This is a genomic window from Rickettsia endosymbiont of Polydrusus tereticollis, assembly GCF_964026385.1.
GTDB lineage: Bacteria > Pseudomonadota > Alphaproteobacteria > Rickettsiales > Rickettsiaceae > Rickettsia.
This window is the reverse complement of the sequence record NZ_OZ032142.1, coordinates 1,680,820-1,693,564: the sequence shown is the minus strand read 5'-3', so window position 1 is coordinate 1,693,564 and position 12,745 is coordinate 1,680,820. Positions and strand designations below refer to the sequence as shown.

The window sequence follows — 12,745 nt, the reverse complement described above, 5'->3', positions numbered from 1 at the left end:
TACCGGTACTAAATATTCTCCTTCAACCACAGGAAAAGTTTTTTAAGTAGGTTAGTATTTTCGTTTAATTCAATATAAAAAGATTCTTTTTGTTGTTTTAAGGCATGAATTTTTAGCATACCGATAATTGTAGAATAAATAGCCGGGTTATAATCTTCGGCAAAGCCGTCGATAATATCCGGTTTGCCGATTCTAGCTTGTCTCTCAAAAATTCTACTAGCAAGTTCCTTTACTCCTCTAAGCATTGACCCGCCGCCGGTGATAATAGTCCGAGAAACAACCATTTGACCTTTTGTTGCTTTATCATATTCTATTTTTACCATGGTTAATATTTCTTCTACCCTAGGACCGATTACTTCGGTAAGCTTGTAAATAGTGATTGCCGTATTAAGATTATAAGGATTATCAATTTGTAAATCTTCTAAATTGATAATAGAGTCTTTGTCAAATGAAGATAATATTGCATTACCGTAGAGAATTTTTAATTTTTCTGCCGTGATAATATCCACCCCAAAAACTTTGGCGATGTCGGAGCTAATATGAAAACTCCCTAGATCTACGTGAGCCGTATATATTAATTTGCCGGCAAAAAAAATACCGAAGGAAGTGGTTTTATCTCCCATATCTATAATAAGAGAGCCGAGTTTTTTCTCATCTTCCGAAAGACAAGCAATTCCTGAGGCATAAATTGCGAGTATGATGTTAGTAACCTCAACGTGACATTTAGCAAAACAATTAACGATATTTGAAAGCATATTGCTATTTGCGGCTATAACATGCAGTTCGCAAGCTAATTCTTTACCGTACATGCCGATAGGGTTTTCAACCGCATTATTATCAAGGGTGAATTCTATAGGAAAATAATGGATAATTTCTTGATCTTTAATTTTAAATTCTAATAATGCTTTTTGTAGTAATTTTTTAACGTCTTGGTCTGAAACAATTGTATTTGCAAGTTTTATTTTATAATTCACATAATATGATTTAGTAGCGGCTCCCGATAAAGAGACAATTACTTTTTTGATATTTTTACCGCAGTCTTTTTCCAAAGCGTAAATTGCTCCAATAAGGCTGCTCTCTGCGTTTTTTAAATCTAATATAATACCTGACTTAATGCCTCTAGAATGATGTAAATTTTGGCTAACTATCTTAGTTTCGCCTTTTTTACCGATATAAGCGGCAATACAGGCAATTTTACTACTGCCGAAATCCAACGCCACAAAATTCGATATTTTATCTTTCATGTCCTAAACATCTAAATTTACTACATTTAAAGCATTCGCTTGGATAAATTGACGTCTCGGTTCAACTATATCTCCCATTAACGTTGAAAAAATTTCTTCGGCACTGTCAATTTCCGTTACTCTTACCTGTAATAAAGTCCTGGTAGTAGGGTCAAGGGTAGTTTCCCATAATTGTTCGGAATTCATTTCACCAAGACCTTTAAAGCGTTGGACGGTTATACCTTTCTTACCGTATTCCATAATAACATTTAACAGCTGATGGGGAGTTAATATATTAAATTCCTGATTTTTAGTTACAAATTTTAAGGGATTTTTGAAAATATTAGAGAAAGCAAGAGCCATTTTAGATATTTGCCCAAATTCAAAAGACTCTAATTGTTCCCGCAATAATATTTTACTTTCCTTCAAGCCTCGACTAAAACGGAAAAATTCTACACTATTTTCATGAACTAGAACTTCCCAAACAGTTTTATCAAGTGAGATTTGCGTAGCATTTAAGATATCTAAGGCTTTTTTAAGATCAGCTGCCCTTTCTGTATTAAATATTTCGTTATTTAGTAAATTATTAATGGCTAAACTTTCGGCAATCGGGCGATTAAATTTTTTGCTGGCATGATCAAGCAAACCGTTAAATTTAATTACCTTGGCAATAAACTCTTCCAAATCTAGAGCTGTTAGTTGCTCTTGATCAGATAAGATCAGAGAGGCATCGTTAATGGTTGATTTTATTAGATAATCTTGCAGTGCTTGTTCATTTTTTAAATAAAGTTCTTGGCTGCCTTTTTTTACTTTATAAAGCGGTGGCTGTGCTATATACAAATATCCTTTATTAATAAGTTCCGGCATATGACGATAAAAAAATGTTAGCAACAAGGTTCTAACCCGGATATTGCATGAGATATAGGAGACAAAATCCTCGTAAAGCTGTATAATACTGGTATTTCATTAGAATAATACAAAGGATTTTGTCATGACAAATTGTATAGCATATAGTTACCAGTTTTCCAAAGTAAAAAATCGGACAATAGAGATAAATTTCACTGGAGGTGATATTAGTAGCGATGGAGGTGTGTTGTTATTAAGAGAAGCAGATAAAAGGCTTGGTATAACAGAGGAGCTTGCTAAAATATTTCCTGATAGACGAGATGGTAGTAAAATTACCCATAATATGGCAACAATGCTGAGGCAACGAATTTATGGTATTGCATTAGGTTATGAAGATTTAAATGACCACAATTATCTACGAAAATGTCCTGCTATGCAAACAGCTATGGAAACAATTGATGATATGGCAAGTAGTTCTACCTTATGTCGTATAGAAAACAATGCTGATAGACACTTTGCAATTAAAGTGCATGAACTAATGCTTGATAAATTTATTAAGTCTCATAAAATAGTACCAAAGCAGCTAATACTTGATTTTGATGCTACGGATGATGAAATTCATGGGCAACAGGAAGGTAAGTTTTATCATGGTTATTACGGTCATAATTGCTTTTTACCTTTGTATGTTTTTTGTGGAAAGCATCTGTTAGTTAGTTATCTTAGGACGTCAAAGCAGGATCAAGCAAAACATTCTTGGGCAATATTATCATTGTTAGTAAAACGTTTTCGCCAAGCTTGGCCAGAGGTAAAGATTATTTTTCGTGGTGATAGTGGATTTTGTCGTCATCAGATGTTTGATTGGTGTGATATTCATAATATAAAATATATTGTAGGAATGCCCCAAAATAACAGACTAAATGAGTTACTGAAACCTACAATGGAGAAGTCAAAAGCAGCATTTATTATAACCCAAGAAAAGCAACGTCTTTTTAGTGAGTTTCCATATAAGGCTGGTAGTTGGAGTCATGAACGTAGAATAATTGGTAAGGCAGAAATGACAATGCTTGGAGAAAATCCAAGGTATATAGTAACTAATTTATCAGATAAACCTGAAGATTTATACGACAAAGTTTACTGTGGTCGTGGTGATATGGAAAACCGTATAAAAGAGCAACAACTAGAATTATTTGCAGATCGTACTTCTTGTCATAGATGGTGGGCTAATCAGCTCAGAATGATTTTATCGGGTCTTGCATACACTTTAGTAGAATATATCAGAGGTAATTTATTACAAGGTAGTGCATTAGCAAAAGCACAAATAGGTACAATACGTTTAAAATTATTAAAAATTGGGGTAGTAATTATCCGTAATACTAGGCGTATTAAGTTTTTGTTATCTTCATCATATCCTTACCGACAGGTATGGAATCATGTGATGAAGAAATTAGCATTAGAATAACCTAGATTAGCACTGTTCCCGGTGCTTAGAAAAAATGGGGTAAGGGGCATTACATCTAAAATTTGAAAATAACGGCTTCAAAGCACTTTTTGGCAAAATTTTTACAAAAGTATCATTGCTAATATTATAAATTACTCAATTTCTTACTTTAAATCTCACTTCATGCAATATCCGGGTTAACAATCCCTGACCTGTTAAATCTTTAAAACCTTGACGTTTTGTGTTTACCGCACCAAGAGACGTAAGTGTTAACCCTTCAACTCCTTTACTACTTGATGCAAGACCGCTTAACATACTACCGATAAAGGCATTTTTGATATGTCTATTGCTTGTGGCAATTACCTTGCCTTTAATACCGTTCATACCATCATCACCATGCACAACCCCTATTACGTCACTTGTAGTGACTAATTCCGTTTTTGGATCAATACAAATTAATTTCTCAGCCCGAATAATAACTCTCTCACTAGAGATATCCCCGTAACTACTACCTTGTATTCTACATTTGCTAATATCTACATTGATGTTTTTTGGTAAGTTGCCTCTACTGCTTAATCTTATTACTACCGGCGTTGCATTCTCACTTGCCGTATTAATCCCAGTAGAAGTCACAATTCCGCCTAAAGTATAACCGCTCACAAAACTAGTCTCTGGCACAAACTCGTGATCTGTCAACAGTTTTCCGGACAGTTTTTTACGCACATTTTTGTATTTTTTCGTATTGTACTGGTGATAGATAATCGTTAGCAGAATGCATTCTTATACGATTATAAAATACCTCTATATATTCAAATATAGCATGTTTTGCTTCCTCCCTAGTTTTAAATTTATGTTGATAAATTAATTCTGTTTTTATAGTATGAAAAAAGCTTTCAGCAACAGCATTATCCCAGCAATTTCCTTTACGACTCATACTCTGTATAATACCATGTTGTTTTATAAGTTTTAAATGACTATCAGAACAATATTGGCTACCTCTATCAGTATGCCAAATAAGCTTTTTAGGTGGTTTACGTTGCCATATTGCCATTAGCAAAGCATTATTAACTAAATCAGCTTTCATATTACTATTCATTGACCAGCCTATTACTTTTCTAGAAAATAGATCAATAACTGTTGCTAAATATAACCATCCTTCTCCAGTTGGGATATAGGTGATATCACCAACCCAATAACAATTAACATTAGAAACTTTAAACTGTCTATCCAATAAATTAGGAGCAACTTGCTTATTATGCTTAGAATCAGTAGTTGCTTTAAATTTATACTTAGTTTTACATACTAAGCCAGCTTCATTCATTAGTCTTGTAATTCTCCTACGACTAACAATTATGCCTTGCCTCAACAAAGCCTTTTTAATGGGTCTAGATCCATAATTTCGTCTACCTTCCTGAAAAATAGCTCTAACCTTACAGGTTAATTCTCTATTTTCTTTATCCCTATTGCATCCAGGGTTATTTAACCACTCATAATAACCGCTACGTGATACCTTCATACATTTGCACATAATTGCAATTGAGAAATCATCTTGATGCTTCTTTATCCATGCATACCTTACAGGGACTCTTTTGCAAAGTACGCTGCAGCCTTTTTTAGTATATCACGCTCCTGTGTTACTATCACCAGCTCTTTCTTTAATCTTTTTAATTCATCATACAGATGTTCATCTGTTCTTGTTATTGATTCTTCAAATTGTTTAGAATATTTATCTATCCAACTATATAAAGTATTCTTACTGATACCTAATTCTTTTGCAGTCTGAATAACAGGTCGCTTCGATTCAGTTGCCAATTTAACTGCTGATTCTTTAAATTCACTAGAATACATTTTTGTTTTTGTCATACTGTATTTCCTTTCTGTTAATATTGTCTCATACTAACTGTCCGGAATACTATAGCCACATCAAACATATGGAGCTTTAAACCCATGTCCATTATTATTGAAATATTCTTCTAATGTATGAGCTGAAGTTGCACGAACATTTCTAGAATGTAATCCCTGAGAAAAATTTTCTGTTTTTGGGTTATTTTCTCCAACATCTGACCACTTTTTTTCCTGTGATTGTAGTATTTGATGAATATCCTTAGGGTAACCGTCATTTACTCCTAGCTTATTCATATAGCTCCAAAATTTTGCTAAGTTATTACTACTGTCTTGAAATATCTGCTTTATTTTCATTCATCCCTCCAAAGGTAATTGGTTTATGTAATACATAAGCAACATTAATAGAAGAGGTAAGACAAAAAATCAGTGTGAAAAATAGGAGGTTATTTTAGGTAGCAATAATTAGATTTGAGAATATTAACTTTGACTTTTAAGACGGTAGATACCCAAACCGTTGTGGTGGCGTGGTGGCGTTGTTGCCTGGATCGAGTTTTTGCAAAGCGTACGGTGTCATGCCGTGACTTGATCACGGCATCCAGAAAAAAATGAGGTGGTACCCTTTGTCTAGACAAATTTTTTAAATTTTAGAGGTGTAATTCTCCTGTATTAATGTATTGGTTTTTCAAAGTAAAGTTTGCATTTTCTATGTCATATAGCCTCTTGATAATTTTCTAGTTTTTCTGCAAAATGTATCATTTCAGGTGTCTTATATTCAAGCGATTGATGAGGTCTTTGCTTATTATAAAATTCTATATAATCTCTGATAGCTATCTTTGCTTCACGTACCGTTTCAAGATCAAAACGATAAATCTTCTCTTGTTTCAAAGATCGCCAAAAACGTTCAATAAATACATTATCTAAGGCTCTGCCTTTGCCGTCCATACTAATAGCTATGCCTTGTTGCTCAAGTATTTGAGTAAAATCTTTTGATGTAAATTGTACTCCTTGATCCGTATTAAAAATGTCAGGCTTGCCATGTATAGATATTGCTTCATTTAGAGCTTCAATACAAAAATCATTTTCTAAACTAATCGACACCCACCAACTCAAAATATAACGACTATACCAATCCATTATAGCAACCAAATATACAAAACCTTGCTTTAATCTTATGTAAGTAATATCTGCACAGTAAACTTGATTGGAGCAAACCACCTCTATATTATTTAATAGATATGGGTATACTTTATGAGCCTGATTCCTACGGCTTAAATTAATCTTTGGGTATACTGCTTCAATACCAAGTATTTTATAATATTTTCTTATCATCTTACGACTAACATTTAACCCTTCGGATTTTAGGACATGAGACATTCTTCTAGTACCATAATAGGGATGCTCTGTAAAAATCTCATCAATTCTGTTCAGTACTCTATACTCCTTATCATCTAAGGTATTCCTAGCTCGGTAGTAGTAACTTGAGCGGTTTAAATCTAAAAGTTTGCATTGTCTTGCTATGGTTAAATTTGAAGCATAACTTATCATTTTTTTCCTAACCTCTAAATCCAAAGATACTAGATTTTTTTTTAAGCCAGTCTCTTTCAACTGTTAACTGGCCTATTTGCTCAAATAATGATTTAATTAAATCTTCTTGGCCGGTATCTTGTTGTTTAGATTTCGATTTAAATCCAGAAACCATAAAATCTAAAGCTTCTTTCTTCCATTTATAAATCTGATTAGCGTGAACACCATATTTGCTGGTAATTTGAGCTATAGTCATTTCTCCAGATATTGCTTCAATTGCTATTTTTGCTTTTTCTTCTGCACTATATTTTTTAACTTGTTTTTTCATTTTTTTTCATTTTTTGCTCCTTTTCCTAGGAGATATTATACCTACTTTTCTCTATTTTCTTGTCTAGTTTTTGGGTACCATTATACTTTCATAAAAGACCAATTACTATAAGCTAACCGAAAATGATACAATAGATGCTTAAACGGTTTACCACAAATAGTAATCTCTATGCCTTTTAAAGCAGTAAAATCCGATAAACCTTGACGACCGGGTACATGAAGCTGGCGAAAGATAACTTCCTTTTCCGGACCATATAATGCTCTCCACTTGCTAGTGCGTCGCTGAACAGTTCTTAAAATGCTGTCCGGATATTTTCCTGGGTATTCGTCTTGAAGATATTCTAATAATGTCCAAGATGTTAAATATGGTAGTTGTTCTAATAAAGGAACTAATACACCTTCCCATACTCCTTCTAATGGATCGTTACGGTACTTACGTACTTTCTTCCCTTTCGATAAAGATAACACTTCCCTACGTTCTAAATTCCTACCACTACGTTGTGAAAAACCTGCTTTAGCTGAACAAATTGTTTGATTCAAACCTGATTTTCTTAATTTCATATATACCTCGTATTGCTGATTTGTTATTCTTCTACCGGGCATCTATAAACTCCAAAAGTATTCAGATGCCTATTTTATCACCGGCAAAGCTAACTGTCATCCCTCGGCAATCTTACATGACATTACATACTTTTTCAATTTAAATTTAGCCATAATTTAAGAGCGTTATCCAATTTTACTATTTCATCAGACATTAATTTACCAATTGTTTGAGCAATTTTTTCGGATTTAATAGAAACAATTTTATCGATCATAATTTGAGATTGTGATGTAAGACCATTTAGTTGTGTAGGAGCTAATAAAAGGCGAAATAATGGTGTGTCTACTAGATGTGATGTTATAGGGCAAATTGTTATACTGGCATGCGTTGGATTAAATAAGTCGGACTGAACAACAACAGCAGGTCTTGGTTTACCATAATCTCCGGCTAATATACAAATTATAATATCTCCTCTTTTCATTAAGAAGTCCATCTCTCTTGATCGCTATTTATCTCCCATAAATCGGCATCTGGGTCTAAATTTTTTTGTCTACTAACAAGCAAAGATTGTCTCCTAGCCTCTCCAACTAAGTTTGAATTTTCTAATTGTTTAAGATATATGCGTATTGCTTCACTAATTACCCAATTCTTGCGACGATGTAAGTCAAGAGCTGCTTTTTCAAGCTTTTTACTTAAGTCTACCTCTAAACGTATGCTAGTTGTAATGCTTTTTGTCATTTTTATCTCTGCTCATATATACTTATAATATAACACAAAGTATTACACTTCACTAGTTTATTTATGTCAGCATGTTTTATTTTTTTAGTAATTTAGATTTAAGATTAGATAAATTCCATTTTTGAGCTAATTCTTTTACAATTTTTGAACCAAATTTTCCCTTACTTTTTATGTATACTAATTATATTGTTTTTAAATCCATCCATATATTAACTTTTTACTAACTTAATATCCCTTGTGGAAATTATTTTATCGACCAAACCGAATTTTTTTCCTTCTTCAGGTGACATGAAATTATCACGTTCCATATTTTTTTCAATGTGTTTTATATCATGACCGGTATGTTTACTATATAAGACGTGAAGTAATCTTTTAACTTTTAAAGTTTCCTGTGCATGAATTTCTATATCGGTAGCCTGCCCTTGATAACCTCCTGAAGGCTGGTGGATCATTATGCGGCTATGCGGTAATGAAGAACGCATTCCTTTCTCGCCGGCACATAATAATAGTGATCCCATAGAACAAGCTTGCCCTATACAGAGTGTAGCAATTTTTGGTTTTATATATTGCATGGTATCGTAAATAGCAAGACCGGCCGTAACCACGCCGCCTGGCGAATTTATATACATGTAGATATCTTTTTCCGGATTTTCTGCCTCAAGGAAGAGCAATTGTGCTACTACAACATTTGCCATATAATCCTCGACAGTACCGCACACAAAGATTATGCGTTCTTTGAGTAGTCTTGAATATATATCGTAAGCTCTCTCACCTCTTGAGGTTTGCTCAATCACTATCGGTACATACGACATTTAATTTTCTCCTGATGTTTAAAACTTTGTGCGTCCTCAATGTCGCTCTTACAAGGTATTGCCTGCGTGGATAGGCGTTGTTGCGTGGATCGAAAAATGGTTCCAATGTCATACCGTGGCTTGACCACGGTATCTCATAAGCAACCTGTGGTAGCGTATTTCAAGGGGTCCCGCGATCAAGTCGGCATTGTTACATGACTCTAAAAAAGCGACGTATGTCATTCCCGCGAAAGCGGGAATCTAGAAAAAACACTTAAAATAAGCAAAATTATATAAAAATTTACTATATAATTCGCTTAAACATTTTCTGGATTCCTGCTTTCGCAGGAATGACATACTGCTACTTTTAATCAGCCACGCAACAACGCCGACTCACAACAACTCTCTATGTTTTTACTCCTTATCCAAAGCACCGGCAATTATATCGCCGATATTCATAGCATTATCACTAGAGCCGTGTTCTTTAATTGCTTTCTCACGCTCTGCTATTTTTAGTGCTTTTATCGATAATGAAATTTTATTTGATTTATCAATAGAGATAATTTTTGCCTCTATTGTATCTTCTAAAGAAAACATTTCAGGTTTTTGCTCTCCTTTTTCTTCGGATAACTCTGATTTTTTAATAAAACCGTGAGCTTTATCATCTATCATTACTTCTAAACCGTCATCTTTAATTGCCATTATCACGGCTTTAACGATGGCGTTCTTTTTATACCCTTCGGAAGGCTCTTGAGCAAGATTTTCACTAAGTTGTTTTATACCGAGGCTAATGCGTTCTTTTTCAATATCGACAGCTAAAACTTTGCATTCTATTACATCATTCTTTTTGAATGATTTTAATAACTCCGCACCGTTACCTTCCCAACTTATATCCCCTTCATGAATCATACCGTCGATATTATCGCCGAGAGCTACAAATATACCGAAATCCGTAACATTTCTAACCGGTGCCGTAAGTACGGTTCCTACCGGATTTGTTTCTGCAAATTTTATTAAAGGATTATCCCGACATTGTTTAATACTTAAAGAAACACGATGTTTTTCCGTATCGACTTCTAAAACTACAAATTCTACTTCCTGCCCGATGGTAATCGTTTTTCTCGGATATTGATTAGATTTTAGCCAACTAATTTCACTTGAGTGAACTAACCCTTCCACGCCGTCTTTTAGCTCAATAAACACTCCGTAATCAGCAATATTCGTTACTTTACCGATCATTTTTTTACCGACAGGAAATTCTCCTTTAATATTATGCCACGGGTTATGGTCAAGTTGCTTCATACCTAACGATATTCTTTTTGTCTCTTCGTTAAATTTAATAACCATCACTTTAACTTTTTGACCGAGCGTTAGAATTTCTGAAGGATGGTTAACTCTACTCCAAGAAATATCGGTTAAATGTAATAAACCGTCAACACTTCCTAAATCAATAAACGCTCCGTAATCGGTTATATTTTTTACAACTCCCTCAAGTACCATACCCTCTTTAATTTTCGACAACATTTCATCTCTAGCTTCCGACCTTGATTCTTCCAAAATAGCTCTTCTTGAAACTACAATATTACCAAGCTTTTTGTCCATTTTTAAAATCTGGAATGGCTGTTTAATATCCATTAATAAAGAAATATCTTTAACGGGTCTAACATCCACTTGACTACCAGGCAAAAATGCAATTACCCCTGATAAATCTACAGTAAACCCACCTTTAACACGACCAAAAATTATGCCGTCGACAAATTCACCTTTAGCACAAGCAACTTCCAATTGTCCCCATAACTCTTCTCTAACGGCTTTTTCACGGCTTAATATAGTTCTGCCGTTACGACCTTCGATTTTTTCAATATAAACATCGACTACATCACCGATTTGCGGCATCATCTGATTAACAGATAGAGCAAATTCCGTTTTTGGCACCCTTCCTTCGTTTTTTAATCCGACATCAACAATAATAACTCCTTCATCAATCCCTACTACCTGCCCTTTAACTACAGTACCTTCTTTAATATGGCTTGTATTTACGCTTTCAAGCATCTGGGCAAAATCACCGTCAAATTGGCTATTAATTTCTGCCAGCTGCGGGACGAATCTTTTCTTAAATTTCGGCATATTTTTCTCGATTAATATTAGTCAGTGCTAAACTAATATAATGTTTTTTTATAGGTTAATAAAATTAAGTATAAATAACTTAGCACTTCGGAGTTTTAAATAATTAATTTTAAAACTTCAAGTTATTTTACTCGTGCTTAAAATAAATTATAGGCGTTAGTTTACAAAGTAAAGATATATGTTTGTCATTGCGAGAAGGCATTAGCGTTGTTGCACGGATACCCCAAACGTCATTGCGAGCGACTTGATCGGCGTTGTTGCGTGGCTCGAATTTTCGATGTCATTCCTGCGAAAGCAGGAATCCAGAAAAAACACTTAAAATAAGTAAAATTATATAAAAATTTACTATATAACTCGCTTAAATATTCTCTAGATTCCCGTTTTCACGGGAATGACATCGAACGTGCTTTAATCTATTTATGCAACAAAGCCGGCATATCCTAGCAATGACGAGTCTTATTTTTTATCTCTTCCTAACGCTCCCCCACATAAAATAAATTTTGTTATTTTTTCGACAATTTCCAAAGGAGTAAGCTCGGAGGTATCGATCACTAAAGCGTCTATTGCCGGCAGTAACGGTCCTGATTCTCGCTCTTTATCTCTTTTATCTCGTAGCTTTATCTGTTGTAAAATTTCCGTAAGCATACAAGCTTTTCCCTTTTTTTGCAACTGATTATATCGCCTTTGAGCCCGAAGCTCGGCATTCGCAGTGATAAAAATTTTTAAATCGGCATCGGGGGCTATAACAGTACCGATATCCCTCCCCTCCATAATAATCCGAGGGGTAGATTTTATCAAATTTATCAAATATTTATTTAAGTTATTTCTAACCTCGCTTATTGCGGCAATTTTAGAAGCAATATTTCCTATATATTCATCCTCTAAATCAATATTTTTCGTGATTTCTAAAGATTCCGATAAAGAAATAATTGCCTTAATATCATTAATATCTATTTTTTGATTAATACAATTAAAAGCAAGATTTCTATAAACGATACTTGATTGAAAATATGTAAGAAAAAATTTGCTCGCTAGCATTTGACCGACCGTACCTTTACCGGAAGCAGCCGGACCGTCAAGAGCAATTACAAAATTTTGAGTGATATCAAAAGCTTTAGATTTCAGAGTCATAATTTAAGAGTCATTTTAAAAATATTATAAATACCGCAAATAAAGCTTGAAATCTAGACTATTATACAATAAATATAAAAGCGTAAAATTTATGCGTATATAAATAAGGACGATTAGCTCAGTTGGTTAGAGCATTACGTTGACTTCGTAAAGGTCGGGGGTTCGAGCCCCCCATCGCCCACCACCTTATCTCCTAGCTTTTCATAATCTACTA

13 protein-coding genes, 1 tRNA gene and 1 pseudogene are annotated in these 12,745 nt (G+C 34.1%); 2 read left to right on the top strand and 13 right to left on the bottom strand.

Annotated features, from left to right (window positions below):
- Positions 1 to 8: 8 nt before the first annotated feature.
- Together ftsA and AAGD48_RS08190 are read right to left on the bottom strand one after the other, a co-directional pair.
- Positions 9 to 1,244 (bottom strand): cell division protein FtsA, encoded by a 1,236-nt coding sequence (gene ftsA / locus AAGD48_RS08195; RefSeq protein WP_341789692.1) that lies wholly within the window; start codon positions 1,242 to 1,244, stop codon positions 9 to 11.
- A gap of 3 nt (positions 1,245 to 1,247) precedes the next feature.
- Positions 1,248 to 2,126, bottom strand: a pseudogene (locus AAGD48_RS08190) (DNA gyrase subunit B); the annotation flags it as partial.
- A gap of 88 nt (positions 2,127 to 2,214) precedes the next feature.
- Here AAGD48_RS08190 and AAGD48_RS08185 point away from each other — a divergent pair.
- Positions 2,215 to 3,528, top strand: coding sequence for an IS1380 family transposase (locus tag AAGD48_RS08185; RefSeq protein ID WP_341789277.1), 1,314 nt, complete (start codon positions 2,215 to 2,217; stop codon positions 3,526 to 3,528).
- Between the two features lie 135 nt (positions 3,529 to 3,663).
- Here AAGD48_RS08185 and AAGD48_RS08180 read toward each other — a convergent pair whose 3' ends face one another.
- The 11 genes from AAGD48_RS08180 to cmk all read right to left on the bottom strand — a co-directional run bounded on the left by AAGD48_RS08180 (position 3,664) and on the right by cmk (position 12,534).
- Positions 3,664 to 4,203, bottom strand: coding sequence for a TraB/VirB10 family protein (locus AAGD48_RS08180; protein WP_341789691.1), 540 nt, complete (start codon positions 4,201 to 4,203; stop codon positions 3,664 to 3,666).
- A gap of 19 nt (positions 4,204 to 4,222) precedes the next feature.
- A protein-coding gene (locus AAGD48_RS08175; protein ID WP_410526007.1) for an IS3 family transposase occupies positions 4,223 to 5,370 on the bottom strand; the annotation gives its coding sequence in 2 pieces (ribosomal slippage) (positions 4,223 to 5,124 and positions 5,124 to 5,370; 1,149 coding nt in all).
- Positions 5,371 to 5,430: 60 nt separating this feature from the next.
- On the bottom strand, positions 5,431 to 5,706 hold the full coding sequence (locus AAGD48_RS08170) for a hypothetical protein (RefSeq protein WP_341789690.1): 276 nt from the start codon (positions 5,704 to 5,706) through the stop codon (positions 5,431 to 5,433).
- Positions 5,707 to 6,060: 354 nt separating this feature from the next.
- Positions 6,061 to 6,897: an IS3 family transposase gene (locus AAGD48_RS08165; protein ID WP_341789689.1), complete on the bottom strand. Its 837-nt coding sequence runs from the start codon at positions 6,895 to 6,897 to the stop codon at positions 6,061 to 6,063.
- Positions 6,898 to 6,904: 7 nt separating this feature from the next.
- Positions 6,905 to 7,204 (bottom strand): transposase, encoded by a 300-nt coding sequence (locus tag AAGD48_RS08160; RefSeq protein ID WP_045812944.1) that lies wholly within the window; start codon positions 7,202 to 7,204, stop codon positions 6,905 to 6,907.
- Between the two features lie 80 nt (positions 7,205 to 7,284).
- Positions 7,285 to 7,806 carry a hypothetical protein gene (locus AAGD48_RS08155; RefSeq protein ID WP_341789688.1) on the bottom strand — a complete coding sequence of 174 codons (522 nt, stop codon included), beginning with the start codon at positions 7,804 to 7,806 and terminating at the stop codon, positions 7,285 to 7,287.
- Positions 7,807 to 7,898: 92 nt separating this feature from the next.
- A complete protein-coding gene (locus AAGD48_RS08150; RefSeq protein ID WP_341789687.1) occupies positions 7,899 to 8,225 on the bottom strand; it encodes a type II toxin-antitoxin system PemK/MazF family toxin in 327 nt (108 codons plus the stop codon).
- Positions 8,225 to 8,482: a hypothetical protein gene (locus AAGD48_RS08145; protein WP_341789686.1), complete on the bottom strand. Its 258-nt coding sequence runs from the start codon at positions 8,480 to 8,482 to the stop codon at positions 8,225 to 8,227. Before AAGD48_RS08145 ends, AAGD48_RS08150 begins: the two co-directional genes overlap by 1 nt.
- A 209-nt stretch (positions 8,483 to 8,691) precedes the next feature.
- A complete protein-coding gene (clpP, locus tag AAGD48_RS08140; protein WP_341789685.1) occupies positions 8,692 to 9,294 on the bottom strand; it encodes an ATP-dependent Clp endopeptidase proteolytic subunit ClpP in 603 nt (200 codons plus the stop codon).
- Between the two features lie 393 nt (positions 9,295 to 9,687).
- Complete coding sequence (locus AAGD48_RS08135; protein ID WP_341789684.1) at positions 9,688 to 11,400, bottom strand: 30S ribosomal protein S1; 1,713 nt, start codon at positions 11,398 to 11,400, stop codon at positions 9,688 to 9,690.
- Positions 11,401 to 11,856: 456 nt separating this feature from the next.
- Positions 11,857 to 12,534, bottom strand: coding sequence for a (d)CMP kinase (gene cmk / locus AAGD48_RS08130; protein WP_341790775.1), 678 nt, complete (start codon positions 12,532 to 12,534; stop codon positions 11,857 to 11,859).
- 104 nt (positions 12,535 to 12,638) lie between these two features.
- Here cmk and AAGD48_RS08125 point away from each other — a divergent pair.
- A tRNA-Val gene (locus tag AAGD48_RS08125) sits at positions 12,639 to 12,715 on the top strand.
- Positions 12,716 to 12,745 lie beyond the last annotated feature (30 nt).